The sequence below is a fragment of the Streptomyces uncialis genome, from assembly GCF_001905345.1.
Taxonomy (GTDB): domain Bacteria; phylum Actinomycetota; class Actinomycetes; order Streptomycetales; family Streptomycetaceae; genus Streptomyces; species Streptomyces uncialis.
This window is the reverse complement of sequence record NZ_LFBV01000002.1, coordinates 485,792-501,474: the sequence shown is the minus strand read 5'-3', so window position 1 is coordinate 501,474 and position 15,683 is coordinate 485,792. Positions and strand designations below refer to the sequence as shown.

Here is a 15,683-nt window from a genome sequence, read left to right as displayed (position 1 = left end):
TCCCGTCCCCGGTCGCCGTCGCGCCCCGGGCTGAGGAGCCGTCAGCCCGGGGCACGGCCGGGACGGCCGGGCGGGCCCAACTGCTCCGACGGCTCCAGCGGCTCCGGCCAGGGTGGTGATGCGGGACGGTTCCGGTGATTCTTCGGGACACGTGACCTTCGGCCCTGTCCCGGGGTCCCCCCGTGCGACAGGCTGACAGCAGCAACAGTCGATCATGACGGCCGTGCGGCGCGGGCCGCCGAACTGTCATGACTCAGTCGCCGGAAGACGAGGAACCCATGAGCACCCTGCCCGTCATCGCCGCCGTGGACGGATCGGACAGCAGCCTGCGCGCCCTGGACTGGGCGCTGGCGGAGACGGAACGGCGCGGCACCACCCTGCGGGTGGTCCATGTCCGTCAGTACGCCCCGTCGAACCAGACCGACGTCCTGGTGTCCGGTGAGGAGCCGCCCGCCGTCGATCCCGTACTCAGCCAGGTGCGCGACCGGCTGGCCGACCGCGCCGGACTGCCGCCCGTCGAGTACCTCGACTACGAGGGCTCACCCGGCTCCGTGATCCCCGGTCTCGGTGACTCGGCGCAGCTCATCGTGCTCGGCTCGCGCGGCCGCGGCGGCTTCGCCAGCCTGCTGCTCGGCTCCAACGGCATGGCCGCCGCCCGGGACGCCGCCTGCCCCGTGGTGATCGTCCCGCAGGAGGGCCGGGAGATCCACAACGAGTCCGAGGTGGAGCCCGGACCCCGCGTGGTCGTCGGCGCGTCCGTCGAGGCCCCGGACGCCCACACCCTCGCCTTCGCGTTCGACGCCGCCGACCGGATGGGCGCCCGCGTCGATGTGGTGTCGGCCTTCCCCTGGCCGGAGTACGTCTGGACGGCCGTGGGCGGGTTCGTCCCCTCGGAGTCCGACCAGCAGGCCGCCCAGGACGAGATCGTCGCGCTGATCGGCGACATCGTCGCCCCCTACCGCGCGGAGCACCCCGATGTACGGGTCGCGGTCGTCGCGGCCCCGGGGGACGCGGCCGGACATATCGTCGGCGCGTCGAAGGACGCCGAACTGATCGTCGTGGGCCGGCACCGCCGACGGCTGCTGAAGCCCGCGCGTCTGCTCGGCTCTGTCACCCAGGCCGTGCTGCTGCACGCGGCGAGCCCCGTCGCCGTCGTCCCCCCGGAGGACGGCGAGGACGACTGACCCGGCCCGGCACCCCCGGCGGGTCCGGGACGCGTCGGACACGCTCCCCGCGCCCCGGCCCCGCCGCACGTGACGCCCCGGCCCCCTGTACGTGACACCCCGGACCTCCGTACACGGACGGGCGACCCGCCTCGCACGACGGGCGCCCGCAAGACGCCGGACCGGTTCAGAAGCCGTACCGGGTGAGGCGCCGGGCAGGATCAGAAGCCGGACCCGCTCAGGCGCCGGACCGGATCGCACCCCGTCCCGGAACGCTCAGCGCAGCACCACACAGCCCCGCCCGGTCAGCCGCCGCAGCAGCGCGGGGGCCACCTCCGTACCGTTCCATCGCAGATCGAGCTTCTCCAGCGCGGGCAGTTGCGCGACCCAGTCCGGCAGTTCCCGCACCGCGTTGCCCCGCAGGTCCAGGCGCCGCAGCGACGGCAGTCCGCGCAGCGCCTCGGGTACGGCGGTGAAGGCGTTCTCCCGCAGCTCCAGTTCCCGCAACTCCCGCAGCAGCCCCGCCGAACGGGGCAGGTCCGTGAGCCGGTTGCCACGCAGCCAGAGTTCCCGCAGTGCGACGAGCGAGCCCAACTCCTCCGGGAGTGAGGCGAGTTCGTTGTGCTGTGCGCGCAGCTCCATCAGCGCGCGCAGACCCCCGAGGCTGCCCGGCAGTGCGGTGAGCCGGTTCTCGCCGACGTTCAGATACGTCAGCCGCCGCAGCCGCCCCAGGGTGGCGGGCAGCTCGGTGAGCCGGTTGTCGTGGACGTAGAGGCACCGGTCGAGACCGGTGAGGTCGCCGATGCTGTCCGGCAGCGTCGTGAGGTGGTTGTGCCCGAGATCGAGGGTGTGCAGCTCACGCAGGGTGCCGATCCGGTCCGGTAGGACGGTCAGGCCGTTCTCCGCGAGTACCAGCACGCGCGGTCCGGGATGTTCCCACACCTCGTCGGGCACCATGCCCGTCCCGGCCCGCCAGTAGTCGAGGACGTCGCCCCTCACGGCCACAGCAGCTCCCGGTGCCAGCCCGCCGCCCCGGGGGTGTAGCGCAGCCGGGTGTGCCGCCGCTCCTTGTCGCCCTGCCAGAACTCGACCGACTCCGGCCGTACGGTGTGCAGGGTCCAGCCCGAAGGGACCAGACCCGGCTCCCGGTCCAGCCGGGCCAGGGACGCGGCCACCGCGCGGTCGCGTTCACCGAGGTCCGTGAGGGGCTCCGACTGCCGCCCCAGCAGGGCCTCGGCACGGGCGCCCGCGCCCCGGGCCAGGAAGTCCGCCGCGCTCCGGTCGGCGTCCTCCGCCACGACGGGCCCCCGCACCCGGACCTGCCGGGCCAGCGGCGGCCAGTAGAACGTGAGTGCCGCGTACGGGCGGGCCGCGAGCTGGCGGCCCTTGGGGCTGGTGCGGTCCGCCGCGAACCGCCAGCCGTCCCGGTCCACGCCCTTGAGGATCAGGGTCCGCGCCACCGGATCGCCCTGGTGGTCCGCCGTCGACAGGGTCATCGCGTGCGGTTCGCGGACCCCGGAGCGCAGCGCGTGCCGCAGCCACTCGGTGAACAGCTCCACCGGGGTGTCCGGCGCCGCCGCGGGATCGAACCCGGGCAGCTCCCCGGCGAACACCTCCAGCCCGCGCAGCAGTTCACGGAGATCGCCGCTCTCCTCCCGCGACGCCTGCCCGGTGCCCGTGCGGGTGTTCGCGTGTCCGCTCGTGTGTGTGCCCGGTGATCCGCGCATCCGGTGCCCTCCCGTGATCGGCCCCATCCGGCTAATGGTTACCGTGGAAGTTATCATTAGCACCGCTACAATGGCGGACATGGAAGCCCCGCCCTCCGCCGTCCCGGCGGCCCCGCCCCTCGCCCTGGACCTCGCGCTCACCATCCGTCACGACGGCCGTGGCGGGGTCGCCGACGACCTCGGCGACATCGCGGGCCTCACCGCCTGGGTCCAGCGGCGGGCCGGGGCCTTCGGCCCTGCCCCGGGCGCCGACCGCGGCACAGCGGATCCGGCCACTCTCGGACAGGTCCGCGAGCTGCGCGCCGCACTGCGGGCGCTGCTCGCCCGGGCCGTGCGCCCGGCGGCCCCCAGCCCCGCCGACGCGGATCGCCTCATGCCCGTACCCGACGCCCTCGCCGTGCTGAACACCGCCGCGCGCCGGGTCCCCACCGTCCCCGTGCTGCGCTGGCCCGAGGGCGACCGGCCCGCCGCGCGGCACCTCCCCGCCGCCCCCGCCGAACCCGGTGACCTGCTCCTCGCCACCCTCGCGAGCGCCGCCGCGGACTTCCTCACCGGCCCCGATCTGGCGCGGCTGCGGGCCTGCCACGCCCCCCGCTGCGTCCGCTACTTCCTCAAGGACCATCCGCGCCAGGAATGGTGCAAGCCCTCCTGCGGCAACCGGGCCCGGGTCGCCCGCCATCACGAACGCCACCGGGCGGCGGGCTGAGCGCCTTCGCGGACATCCGCCCGCACGGCGGATTCCGGCCCGCTCCACGACGTACCATGGCCGCATGTCCTTCCTCCGCCGACGCGGCGCCGCGACCCCTGCGGGCCCTGACTTCGACGTTCTGGCCATGGACCCGGGCGACTGGCCCGGCAACCTCGGCGCCGGACTCCTGCCGGCCCCCGACGGCAGTTGTCAGGGTGTGTTCCTGCGCTACGACCTGTTCGGCGGGCGCGGCCCCGCGATGATCATCGGCAACCTCCCCACGGGCTCCCCCGCCCGCGAGGTCGCCGACGGCCAGATCCCCTTCGAGGTCGCCCAGCTCCTGCTCGCCCTGGAGAACGACGAGGAGGTCACCGTCACGGGCTCCGAGGACGTACCGGTGATGCAGGGCGACAACCTCCTCATCGTGCGCCGGATCAAGCTCTCCGAGAGCCGGATCTCCTGTGTCCAGTTCGACCGCAGCGACGGCGTCCTCGTCACCATCGCCGCCTGGGACCGTCCCATCACCGACGACCTCTACGCCCTTCTGAAGCCCCTGCCCGCGGAACTCTTCCAGCAGGGCTGATCCACCGTCCCCCTACCCCGCGCGGCAGCCGGCCCCGCGGGGTCCCGTCGTCCCGGGGGTGTTTCCGCCGGTCAGTCGGCCTCCCGCACCACCACGTCCGCCGTCCGCACATACGCCACCCGGTGCCCGAACTGGATCAGGTGGTAGCCCTCCGTACCGCGCACCACCCGGTGCTTCCCGGTGTCGAACGACGGCGCGTGGAAGAACTCGCCCCGCACCTCGCCGCCCGACACATACCGCTGGCCCGCCCCGAGCCGGTACGGCAGCGGCGACAACGGCTGGACCGGCACCTCCGACGGATACGCCGCGGCCTCCGGATACGCCCGCCCGTACACCGGGACGTCCACGAGCCCCGGCTTCGGTGTCACCACGACCCCCCGCGAAGGCACCGTCACCCCTCGCTCCGCCGGATCCCTGAACCACCCCTTGCGGCCCAGGTACCAGACCGCCGTCCACTCCCCGCTCCGCTCCGCCACCGCGTACCGCTGCCCGGTGGACAGCCGCGCCCCGGTGTCGTTGACCCCGGCCGTCGTGGCGCCGCCGTCCGGCCGGAGCCCGGCGTCCGGGACGAGCGGCGCGTCGTCGCGGGGCTCCGTGCGCACCCGCAGCGCGCCCGAACCGTGCGCGGGACAGGGCACTCCCGGCTCCGAACATCCCAGGAACTCGGGCCGGTTGGCGTCATAGCCGGGGAGCACCGTCACCAGCGCGCCGCTCGCGTCCGGCGCCGCCTCGAACGGCGCGCCCAGCAGCTCGAAGTAGTGACGCCAGTCCCAGAACGGGCCAGGATCGGTGTGCATCCCGGGCACGCTCTTGGCCGTGGCACCCGGCACGTTGTCGTGGCCGATGATGTGCGCGCGGTCCAGCGGGACCTGGAACTCGCGCGCCAGATACGCCACCAGCCGCGCGGACGACCGGTACATCGCCTCCGTGTACCAGGCGTCCGGCTCGGCGAGGAATCCCTCGTGCTCGATCCCCACCGACCGCGCGTTCACGTACCAGTTGCCCGCGTGCCAGCCCACGTCCTTGGTCCGCACATGCTGGGCGATCTGTCCGTCCGTGGAGCGGATCGTGTAGTGCCACGAAACATACGCGGGGTCGGCCACCAGTTTCAGGGTCCGGTCCCAGGTCGTCTCCGTGTCATGGACGACGATGAAGTCCACGCGCTGGTCGCGTGGCCGGTCGGCGAGATCGTGGTTGCCGTAGTCGCCGTCGCCCAGTTCCTGGTACGGGGCGGGAAGCCAGGTGCAGGACAGGTCCGGCGGGCACTCGGCGCGCGAGGGGTCCGGCGTCCGCGCGCCGGCCTCGGGGCGCGGCACGGCACGGGCCGCGAGCGTCACCCGCTGGCCGCTGTCGGTGGTCCGCGCCGCGCCCTGCCGGATCACCGTGAACACCTCGTCGGCGTAGGCGAAGGCCCCCGCCCGGTCCGTGGCACCCGAGAACCGCGCCACCGCCCCGTACCAGTCGGCCGGGTCACCACCGGCGGGCCGGCCGAGCCGTCGCTGGGCGTCCGCGAGCAGCGCGGCCCCGCCCCGGACGTTCGCGGCCGGATCGCCGCGCAGCGTCCCGGCGGCCAGTCCGGTCAGGGCGGCGGCCCGGGGCAGGGTCGTCAGCCGGTCCGGAAGCCGCCGGGGATCGGGCGCGAGGTCGGCCGGGCCGGGGCGTACGGCGGCGGGCCGGGCCTGATCGCCCCTCGGGTCCCCGGCCGGGTCGTCGTGGTGCGGGCGCGCGGAGCGCTCCAGCGCGGTCCGGGCGTCCGTCAGATGCATCGGCCCGTACCCGCCGGTCACGCTCGGCGCCCCGCCGTGCCCGTCCCAGCGCGACTGGAGGTACGCCACCCCGAGCAGCACGCTCGGCGGCACCCCGTACTCGGCCGCCGCCGAGGTGAACACGTCCTGGAGCCGCCCTGCCGGGTCCGCGGCCCGCGCACCGGGCGGCGCCGCCCCCAGCAGCGGCAGGAGCAGCAGCGCCGGGACGGCGGACCGTACGGCACGGGGCAGCGCACCCGCCCGGGACCGGACGGGCAGGGCGCCGGGGGAGCGGCGGACGAACGGACCTGGCAAGACGTACCTCCGGGGTCGGGCGCGGGGGCGCCGGGGCGGACCGCATCACCCGTACCCGCTCGCCGACGGACCGTCACACTTCCCGGCGCCGGGCCCGGGAACGCCCGAAGGCCCGCGGAACGCCCCCATGACGAGGGTGCTCCGCGGACCTTCGTGCCGGTCACCGCCCCGGCGGGCGGCGCGCCCGCCGGTCAGCGGGTGCCGACGGCCGCGCGGACGGCCCGGCGGACCATCTGGCAGTCGTCGTGCAGCCGCCGCAGCAGCAGCCGCTGTTCCTCACCCGACGGGAGGGCGCCCGGTTGGCCGTGCCCCTGGGCCATCGGCGGCGGCCCCTCGTGCATCGAACGCTGCACGGCCGTCTCGTACATCCTGATCTCCCGGGTCAGCACCAGCATCAGATTGACCAGGAACGCGTCCCGGGACGCCGTGCCCGCCGCGTGGGCGAGGGCGATGATCTGACGACGGGCCATCGGCGCGTCACCGAGGACCGCCCACAGCGTCGCCAGGTCGTAGCCCGGCAGGTACCAGCCCGCGTGCTCCCAGTCCACCAGTACCGGCCCCGCCGGGGACAGCAGCATGTTCGACAGGAGCGCGTCGCCGTGGCAGAACTGGAGCATGCTCTGCCGCCCGGTGTTCTGGGCGACCTGCGCGATCCCGTGCAGCAGCTTCTGGAGATCGCCCAGGTCACGATCTGTCAGCAGGCCCAGCTCGTGGTACCGGTTGATCCTGGTGCCGTAGTCCAGCGGCCTGCCGAAGGCACCCTCCGGCGGCTGCCACTGGTTGAGCCTGCACACCGCCCCGAGCGCGGCGCGGATGTCCGCCCGGGGCGGTGCCTGGACCGGATGCCGTTGCAGGGCCGCCGGGCGGCCGGGCATCCGCTCGATGACCAGGGTGCAGTTGTCCGGGTCCGCCGCGATCAGTCTCGGCACCCGCACAGGCGGCCGGTGCCGGACGAACGTGCGGTACACCGCTATTTCGTGCCTGCTCCGCTCCGCCCACGCCGGCGACTGGTCCAGCAGGCACTTGGCGACCGCCGTGCCGCGTCCCGTCGTACCGACGAGCAGCACGGAACGGCCGCTGCGCCGCAGCACCTGCACCGGGCTGAACTCCGGGCAGATCCGGTGCACGGAGCCGATGGCCGTGCGCAGCTGCGCGCCCTGGGGCCCGGAGAGGTCGAGTCGTCCGCTGAGCGGTCCTGTGCCGAGTCCTGCCACCCGCCGGGGCCGGCCCCCGAGCGCCGAGCGCGTGGGGTCCAGATAGGGACCGGCGCCGGGCTGCGGGGGTACCTCACGGGTCCTGCCGGGCGGCGGGACGGCGCGGGTGAGGGGGTTGTGCTGGGGCCGGGGGGGAGCGGACACGGAGGACGACGCTGCGTACATGGGCGAAACAGATCCCTTCGTGTGCCGACGGATTGCCTGCGCCTCCCGGCCGGCGGCCGACGGGCACCCTGGGGAGTGCTCCTTCGGCCGCCGGGCCGGGGTGGCGCTTTCCTACCTGACACCCACGACGTGGTGGCACACCATGTGGCGCACCCTGGCGAACCCTGGCGAATAGTCGCTCAGCATCTGCCACGGGGGTGGCCGGAGATACTGTCAGGCCAGCCGAGAACCTGGGGGCTTGACGTGAGCGGACCACCCAACACCCGCCTTTGCGACCTGTTCGGCCTGACCGGCTGGTCGAAGGGCGAACTCGCGAGACTGGTGAACCGGCAGGCGGCGGCCATGGGCCATCCGCAGCTGGCCACCGACACCTCGCGGGTGCGGCGTTGGATCGACGCGGGGGAGATTCCGCGCGATCCGGTGCCGAGGGTGCTGGCGGCGCTGTTCACCGAGCGGCTCGGCCGTGTCGTGACCATCGAGGATCTCGCTCTGGTCCGGCACGGGCGCCCGCGCAAGCGGCGCGACGCCGGGAGCGTGGAGCATCCCGACGGAGTGTCCTGGGCACCCGACCGGACGGCGGCGGTCCTCACCGAATTCACGGGAATGGATCTCATGCTCAACCGACGCGGCTTGGTGGGCGCGGGTGCCGTGCTCGCCGCCGGCTCCGCACTCAGCAGTGCGATGCACGACTGGCTGCACGCCGATCCGGTCCTCGCGGCCGACGCCCCCCGCCTCCTCGACCCCCTCCACGCCGACCCCGCCGGATACGACCGCTACGAGGCCGCCCCCATCGGGGTGCAGGAGATCGAGGGCCTGGAGGCATCGGTCGAGGTCTTCCGCAAATGGGACGCGCAGCGCGGCGGCGGACTCCAGCGCAAGGCCGTGGTGGGCCAGCTCAACGAGGTGGGCGGGATGCTCACCTACCGGCACCCCGAACCCCTCCAGCGGCGGCTGTGGGGCGTCGCCGCCAACCTCGCCGTGCTCGCGGGCTGGATGTCCCACGACGTCGGCCTCGAACCCACCGCCCAGAAGTACTTCGTCATCGCCGCGCACGCGGCCCGCGAGGGCGGTGACCGGCCGCGCGCGAGCGAGGCGCTGTCCCGGGCGGCCCGTCAGATGGTCCATCTGGGGCGGCCCGACGACGCCCTGGACCTGATGACACTCGCCCAGTCCGGCTCCGGTGACGAGACGCTGCCCCGGACCCGGGCCATGCTCTACACCATCGAGGCCTGGGCACAGGCGTCCATGGGACGCGGCCAGGCCATGCGCCGCACCCTCGGGCACGCGGAGGACCTGTTCGTCTCCGACAAGGGCGATGTGCCACCGCCGAGCTGGATGCAGATGTTCGACGAGGCGGATCTGCACGGTATGCAGGCCCTCGCCTACCGCACCCTCGCGGAGCACGAGCCGGCCGCCGCGCGCACCGCGCAGCGCCATGCCAAGAAGGCCCTGAAGCTGCGCAGCGACGGGCACGACCGGTCGCAGATCTTCGACCACATCTCCCTGGCCTCGGCGTGCTTCATCGCCGACGACCCGGAGCAGGCGGACGTCTACGCGCGGCTCGCCCTGTCCTCGATCGGGGCGAACTCCTCCCACCGCACCTGGGACCGGCTGCGGGAGATGTACCGGCTCACCGGCCAGTTCACGGGCTATCCCCGGATCGAGGAGCTGCGCGAGGACATCAAGATGGTGATGCCGCCGCCGCGTGAGAAGCAGCCGGGGGCCGGTCCGGCCGTGGTGTGACCCCCGGCGGGCGCTGCCCGCTTGTGCTCAGTCGACGACCCTCGCGACCAGCACAGAGGCGTCGTCCTCGCGTTCCCTGCCGCCGAGTTCCTCGACGACCGTCCGTACGCAGTCCTGGGCGGTGCGTGCCCCGGCGAACCGGGGTGCCAGCGCCAGGAGACGCTGCTGGGCGGCGGTCCCGGCGCGCCGCGGCACCAGTCCGTCGGTGTACATCAGCAGCAGGTCACCGGGCCTGAGCCGTTCCTCGGCCTGCTCGTAGACGGCTCCGGTGGTGGCGCCGAGGAGGACGCCGCCCGGCGGGGTCAGCGCGTGCCCCGTCCCGTCGCGGAACAGCAGCGGGGCGGGGTGCCCGGCCTGCGCCCATACCAGGGTGCGGGTGGCGGGCCGGTAGCGGCAGGCCACCGCGCTGCCGAGGGAGGGCTGGACGGAGTCGTCGAGGAGCTGGTTGAGCCAGCCGAGGATCGGCGCCGGTTCGGTGCCGGAGACGGCCATCCCGCGCAGGGCGCCGAGCAGCAGCGCCATCCCGGAGGTGACGGGCACCCCGTGCCCGGTGAGGTCGCCGACGCTGAGCAGCACCTCGGGTCCGGGCAGTTCCATCGCGTCGTACCAGTCGCCGCCGATGAGGGCGCTGGTCGAGGAGGGCAGATAGCGCGCGGCGAGATCGAGGGAGCCCGTACCGCGCCGCGGGAAGCGCAACGACCCGCCCCACGGGGGGAGTACGGCTTCCTGGAGGGCGACGGCGACCCGGTGCTCGGCCTGTTCGCGGTGGCGTTCGCGGTGCAGGGCCTCATGGTTGTCGCGTACGGCCCGTTCACTGCGGCGCAGTTCGCTGACGTCCCGCAGCACGGCCCACATCGCGGCGGTGCTGCCGTCCGCGTCGAGGACGGGTTCGCCCATCATATGGACGGTGCGCAGACTGCCGTCCGCGCGGGCCACCCGGAACTCGCCGTCGATGGGCCTGCCGTCGATGAGGCAGCCCGTGACCATCGTGGTGAGCAGCGGCTGGTCCTCGACATGCACCACCGAGGGCAGTTCGTCCAGGGTGAGCGGGCCGCCCGCGGGGTCCCGGCCGAGGATCGCGTACAGCTCGCCGGACCAGACGGCCTGGTCGGTGAGGAGGTCCCATTCGGCGCTGCCGACCCGGCTGAGCAGCGAACCCGGCCGGGGTTCCTGGCGGCGGGCCAGGGGCGGCGGGATCACGGGGCCGCGCGGGACGTGCGGCGGCGGGACGCTGCCCGGGGGGCCTTCGCGGAGCTGGGCGAGATGCTCGTCCAGGTCGTCCAGCTGGTGCAGGGCCAGTTCGCACAGGGCACGCTGCCAGCGGCCCTGGGCGTCGGTGTCGTCCGGGGGGGTCTCGCGGCGTACCGCGTCGACCTCCCCCCGTAGTCGGCGGGTCTGCGTGATCAGCGACTCGACCGGGCCACGCGGCGGTGGCGGCGGGTCCGCTGCGCGGTCCGCGGAGACGTGGGGCGGCATGTCGTACTCCGAGAGGGAACGGTACGGCCAGGACTGGCGGAAGGACCGTGACGACTGTCGCACAGCGGGGCAGGTGCCGTAAGGCATTCGGCAACAACCGGACGGGAGTTGCGGACGGCATATGCCTCAGGCGATCCGGACGACCCCGTTCCAGGTCCGGCCGTGAGGGTCCCGCCAGTGTCCCACTCCGCGTACCCGCCTGGTGACGGGGGGTCGTCGCGCATCTGCGCGAATCCACTCCATCCGCATTGCGGCATATCCATGGCGTTATACGAGGAATGTCGGAGCTCTAAGCTGGATGTGACGTACATCACCTGATCGGGCGGAGGTTGCGCGGAACACCAGGACCCCCAGCGGGTCGAACGGACGAGCACACGACCAGAACGGGAGTCCGACCATGTCCGTGACCCTCCGACAGCAGACCAGGGCCCGGCTCATCACCCCCGAACGGCAGGAACACGGCATCACCGTCGCCCTGCGCTACGTGGTGGACGACCCGCTGGCCGTCCAGGTGGTGTTCCCGGCGGAGGTCGGTGCCGACGGCTCCGAGGTCGTCTGGGTCTTCGGTCGGGAGCTGCTGGAGCGCGGGCTGCGGGTGCCCGCGGGGTGCGGTGACGTCCATGTCTGGCCCTGCGGTCGGGCCCGGACCGTCCTGGAGGTGCATTCCGCCGGCGGCATGGCGCTCGTCCAGTTCGACGAGCCCGTACTGCGCCGGTTCCTCCTGCGTACGTACTCCCTGGTCCCGGCGGGCCAGGAGCCCCTCACCGAAGCGGTGGACCGAGACCTGTCCACCCTCTTCGGCCCCACCTGACCCGGTCACGCCTCCGGGTTCCCTGTGCCGGGCGCACTGGTCCCCGTGCGGGTCGTTCTTGGATGCGCAGTTCCCCGCGCCCCTGAGGTCGCGCCTCTTACGGTTCCTGTTCGGGTGCGGGTGGCCCTTGGTTGCTCGCGCAGTTCCCCGCGCCCCTGGGGTTCCACACCTGGGCGTACCTTTCCCGTGCGGGTACGTCCGTGGGTGCGCAGTTCCCCGCGCCCCTGGATGCTGCCCCTTTGCGGTCGTTCGTCGGGTGCGGGCCGGTCCTCGTCTTCGCGCAGTTCCCCGCGCCCCTGAGGTCGCGCCTCTTACGGTTCCTGTTCGGGTGCGGGTGGCCCTTGGTTGCTCGCGCAGTTCCCCGCGCCCCTGGGGTTCCACACCTGGACGTACCTTTCCCCGTGCGGGTACGTCCGGGGGTGCGCAGTTCCCCGCGCCCCTTTGGGGGCGCCCCGTTCCCGTTGTCCTTCGGGTGCGGAACCACCTTCCTCGCGGACCCGCCCCGCTACGGGAGGGGGTGGGCGGGAATCTCTGCCCGCAGACTCCGACGCCACCAGTACGGCCACTGGACGTCCGTACCGAGCGCGTTGGAGCGAGGACGGAGAATCCCGACCGGCCCCGCCCCGAAGAACAAACAGAACGCGCCCCAAAGGGGCGCGGGGAACTGCGCAAAGACGAGGGCAGACCCGCACCCGACCGACAACACCGGACAGGCAGCGCCCCGACAGGGGCGCGGGGAACTGCGCGAAAACGACGAGCGACGGCACAGGAACAAACGCGCCCACCCGGACAGACCTCGAAAGCGCAAGCGAAGGGCGACCCGCGGGGAACTGCGCAAAACCACCGAGCGACGGCACAGGAACGAAGTACGCCCAGCCGGACGAACCTGGGAAGCGCAAGCGAAGGCGACCCGCGGAGAACCGCGAAACCACCGAGCGACGGCACAGGAACAACCGCGCCCACCCGGGCAGACCCCAAAGGCGCAAGCAAAGGCGCCCTGCTCCGTTCAGGCGGCCCCAGCCGCAACCCGGGTCGGACCGGGGCCGGACCGGGAAGACATGGCGAGGACCAGGGGCCCGGCGGCCACGGCGCCGCCCGGACGACGGCGCCGCGGACGAACCGCCCGCCGGGCCCGCACGGGCACCAGCACCGGGAGAACGACCGCGATGACGTACCGGCCCAGCACCCCCCAGACCGCCGCCCCCGCCGGGTCGGACGGCCCCGCCGCCGACCACCCGGTACGGGACTGGCCCGTGGACGACCTGCCCGCCCTCACCTTCGACCCGCTGCTGTACGACGTCCTGCACGGCGAACGCGTCGCCCGGATCACGCTGCCCTTCGCGGGGGACCGGCACGAGGCCTGGCTGGTCACCCGCTACCAGGACGTCAAGACCGTCACCTCCGACCCCCGCTTCAGCCGGGCGGCCCTCGCGGAGACCACCGTCACCGGGATGTCCGGTCACCGGGTGGCGTCGACCGCCGGACTCAACTACGCCGACCCGCCGTACCACAGCAGACTGCGCAAGAGCGTGCAGAAGGCGTTCACCGGGCACGCCATGAAACGGCTGCGGCCCCTCGCCCAGGAGACGTGCGACACCTTCCTCGACCGGATGGAGGCCCAGGGTTCCCCCGCCGACCTGGTCGAGCATCTGCACGCGCCGATGCCGCTGGCCGTGGTCTGCGATCTGCTCGGGGTGCCCCGCGCCGAACGGGACGGGCTGCTCGGCTGGGGCGACATCATCCTGTCGATGACCACCCCGAAGGCGGGCAACGAGGCCAAGGCCCATGTCCGGGAGTTCATCGTCTCCCTGCTGCGCTCCCGCCGGGGACAGCCGTCGGACGACCTCGCCGGGGCGCTCGCGGAGGCGCTGGACGCCGGGGACATCACCGAGGACGAGGCGGTCTCCCTCGCGACGGCGATCCTCGTCAGCGGCGCCCACGCGGTCCGCTACAACACCGCCAACATGGTCTTCATGCTTCTCACCCAGCCGGAGCTGACGGCACGGCTGCGCCGGGAGCCGGAGATCCTGCCGCAGGCCGTGGACGAGCTGATCCGGCACATCCCGCACCGCAACGGCGTGGGCCTGCCCCGGATCGCCACGGAGGACGTCGAGGTCGGCGGGGTGCTGATCCGCGCGGGTGAGGCCGTCTACGCCTCGTACCTGGCGGCCAACCGCGACCCCGAGATCTTCGAGGACCCCGACACGGTCGACTTCGACCGGCAGGGCACCGCCCATCTGTCCTTCGGGCACGGACCGCACCACTGCATGGGCGCGATGCTGTCCCGGATGGAGTCCGAGGTCATGATCTCCACACTGCTCGCCCGCTATCCGAAGCTGCGGCTGGCCGGTGACCCGCAGGACACGCCGTTCCAGAGCAAGGGCTTCATCCGGGGCCCCAAGACCCTCGACGTCACCTGGTGACCCCGTCACCGGCCCGGGTCGTCCGGGGCGGTTGAGGGGGGTTCGTCGTCGGGGGGCGTGGCGGGACCGGGCAGCGCGGACGGCTCCGGCCCGCCGGGGGCGGTGAGCCCGGTCGGCCCGGGGTCCTCCGCCGCCCCGGGGTCCGGAGCCTCGGGCCCGGGGATGCCCGGCGGCTGCGGGGTCTCCGCCAGCGCGGGCGGGTCCTCAGGATCGCCGTCGGTCACGGGCACCGCGGCCGTCGGCGGCGAGGGCGCCGCGGGTGGCGGGGCGGGGTCGCGCTGGGCGCGTTCGAGGAAGCGCAGCAGTTCCACCGGGAACGGCAGGACCAGGGTGGAGTTCTTCTCCGCGGCGACGGCCACCACCGTCTGGAGCAGCCGCAGTTGCAGGGCGGCCGGCTGTTTGGACATCTCCTTGGCCGCCTCGGAGAGCTTCTTCGACGCCTGGAGTTCCGCGTCCGCGTTGATGACGCGGGCCCGGCGCTCCCGGTCGGCCTCGGCCTGGCGTGCCATGGAGCGTTTCATCGTCTCGGGCAGGGAGACGTCCTTGATCTCCACCCGGTCGATCTGGACGCCCCAGCCGACCGCGGGGCTGTCGATCATCAGTTCCAGGCCCTCGTTGAGCTTCTCGCGGTTGGACAGCAGATCGTCGAGATCGCTCTTGCCGATGATCGAGCGCAACGAGGTCTGTGCCATCTGCGACACCGCGAAGCGGTAGTCCTCGACCTGGATGATCGCGTTGGCGGCGTCGATCACCTTGAAGTAGACGACCGCGTCCACCCGGACCGTCACATTGTCCCGCGTGATGCCCTCCTGGCCGGGGACCGGCATCGTCACGATCTGCATGTTGACCTTGCGCAGCCGGTCCACCAGCGGGAGCACCATGGTGAACCCGGGGCCCCGGACCCCGCCGTACAGACGGCCGAGGCGGAAGACCACACCGCGTTCGTACTGCTTGACGACCCGCGCGGCGGCGGCCGTGTACACACCCGCCACACCGGCGCACGCGACGGCCGCTCCCACCAGTTCCGCGATCATCAGGACCCCCTGACGTCCGAGCGTCCCCGCGTTCCAGGGTATGCCCGCGACCGGCCCGGCGGCGGGTCCGTCCGCCTCGGATCGGCCCCCGGCGCCCGTCGTCGGCCTCAGCCGTCCCCGGCGGGCGGGGACCGCCGGCCGACCGGACGCCGCTCGCGTTCCTGGCGGGCGCGTACCGCCGTCAGATAGGCCAGGATCGCGTCCCGGTTGCCCGACAGGCAGTCGATCCGCTGCTGGAGCCGGTCGGCCTCGCCGCGCAGCAGGTCCGCCGTCTCGCGGGTCAGGCAGTCCGGATGCATCAGGATGCCGTCGGGGCGGTCGAGGAAGGGCAGGACCCGCGCGATGATCCCGGTCGTCAGCCCCGAGTCCAGCAGCCCCCGGATCTGGCGCACGGTGTGCTCCGCCGCCGGGCCGTAGACCCGGTAGCCGTTCGCCGCCCGTGCGGGCCGCAGCAGCCCCTGCTCCTCGTAGTAACGCAGCATCCTCGCCGGGACGCCCGTACGCCGGGACAGCTCCCCGATCCGCATCGTCCCCCTCGGCATCCTCGACCCTGAAATGTGACCCAGGTCATACTTGCGTTCACATCGATGTGAAGG

General features: G+C 73.3%; 13 protein-coding genes. 6 read left to right on the top strand and 7 right to left on the bottom strand.

Annotated features, from left to right (window positions below):
- Positions 1 to 278 precede the first annotated feature (278 nt).
- Entirely contained in the window at positions 279 to 1,184 is a 906-nt protein-coding gene (locus tag AB852_RS10530; RefSeq protein WP_073786340.1) for a universal stress protein, read from the top strand.
- 255 nt (positions 1,185 to 1,439) lie between these two features.
- On the opposite strand, the gene AB852_RS10525 is transcribed toward AB852_RS10530, so the two are convergent.
- Both AB852_RS10525 and AB852_RS10520 read right to left on the bottom strand, forming a co-directional pair.
- Positions 1,440 to 2,120, bottom strand: coding sequence for a leucine-rich repeat domain-containing protein (locus AB852_RS10525; RefSeq protein WP_073787672.1), 681 nt, complete (start codon positions 2,118 to 2,120; stop codon positions 1,440 to 1,442).
- A 38-nt stretch (positions 2,121 to 2,158) separates the two neighbouring features.
- Positions 2,159 to 2,890, bottom strand: a complete 732-nt coding sequence (locus tag AB852_RS10520; protein ID WP_079184494.1) for a pyridoxine/pyridoxamine 5'-phosphate oxidase — start codon at positions 2,888 to 2,890, stop codon at positions 2,159 to 2,161.
- Positions 2,891 to 2,969: 79 nt separating this feature from the next.
- On the opposite strand from AB852_RS10520, the gene AB852_RS10515 reads away from it, so the two are divergent.
- Together AB852_RS10515 and AB852_RS10510 are read left to right on the top strand one after the other, a co-directional pair.
- Entirely contained in the window at positions 2,970 to 3,596 is a 627-nt protein-coding gene (locus tag AB852_RS10515; protein ID WP_107499224.1) for an ABATE domain-containing protein, read from the top strand.
- Positions 3,597 to 3,660: 64 nt separating this feature from the next.
- A complete protein-coding gene (locus AB852_RS10510) occupies positions 3,661 to 4,161 on the top strand; it encodes a hypothetical protein (RefSeq protein WP_073786336.1) in 501 nt (166 codons plus the stop codon).
- Between the two features lie 71 nt (positions 4,162 to 4,232).
- On the opposite strand, the gene AB852_RS10505 is transcribed toward AB852_RS10510, so the two are convergent.
- Together AB852_RS10505 and AB852_RS10500 are read right to left on the bottom strand one after the other, a co-directional pair.
- Positions 4,233 to 6,185 carry an N-acetylmuramoyl-L-alanine amidase gene (locus AB852_RS10505; protein WP_107499223.1) on the bottom strand — a complete coding sequence of 651 codons (1,953 nt, stop codon included), beginning with the start codon at positions 6,183 to 6,185 and terminating at the stop codon, positions 4,233 to 4,235.
- 227 nt (positions 6,186 to 6,412) lie between these two features.
- Positions 6,413 to 7,600 (bottom strand): aminoglycoside phosphotransferase family protein, encoded by a 1,188-nt coding sequence (locus tag AB852_RS10500; RefSeq protein ID WP_073786334.1) that lies wholly within the window; start codon positions 7,598 to 7,600, stop codon positions 6,413 to 6,415.
- Between the two features lie 243 nt (positions 7,601 to 7,843).
- On the opposite strand from AB852_RS10500, the gene AB852_RS10495 reads away from it, so the two are divergent.
- Entirely contained in the window at positions 7,844 to 9,343 is a 1,500-nt protein-coding gene (locus tag AB852_RS10495) for a DNA-binding protein NsdB (RefSeq protein WP_073786332.1), read from the top strand.
- 27 nt (positions 9,344 to 9,370) lie between these two features.
- Here AB852_RS10495 and AB852_RS10490 read toward each other — a convergent pair whose 3' ends face one another.
- Positions 9,371 to 10,819: a PP2C family protein-serine/threonine phosphatase gene (locus tag AB852_RS10490; protein WP_073786330.1), complete on the bottom strand. Its 1,449-nt coding sequence runs from the start codon at positions 10,817 to 10,819 to the stop codon at positions 9,371 to 9,373.
- 397 nt (positions 10,820 to 11,216) lie between these two features.
- Between AB852_RS10490 and AB852_RS10485 the strand changes: the two genes are divergently transcribed.
- Entirely contained in the window at positions 11,217 to 11,630 is a 414-nt protein-coding gene (locus tag AB852_RS10485; RefSeq protein WP_073786328.1) for an SsgA family sporulation/cell division regulator, read from the top strand.
- A 1,166-nt stretch (positions 11,631 to 12,796) separates the two neighbouring features.
- Positions 12,797 to 14,053, top strand: a complete 1,257-nt coding sequence (locus tag AB852_RS10480; protein WP_073786326.1) for a cytochrome P450 — start codon at positions 12,797 to 12,799, stop codon at positions 14,051 to 14,053.
- Between the two features lie 5 nt (positions 14,054 to 14,058).
- On the opposite strand, the gene AB852_RS10475 is transcribed toward AB852_RS10480, so the two are convergent.
- Positions 14,059 to 15,087, bottom strand: a complete 1,029-nt coding sequence (locus tag AB852_RS10475; RefSeq protein WP_073786324.1) for a slipin family protein — start codon at positions 15,085 to 15,087, stop codon at positions 14,059 to 14,061.
- A gap of 107 nt (positions 15,088 to 15,194) precedes the next feature.
- Entirely contained in the window at positions 15,195 to 15,614 is a 420-nt protein-coding gene (locus tag AB852_RS10470; protein WP_073786322.1) for a MerR family transcriptional regulator, read from the bottom strand.
- Positions 15,615 to 15,683 lie beyond the last annotated feature (69 nt).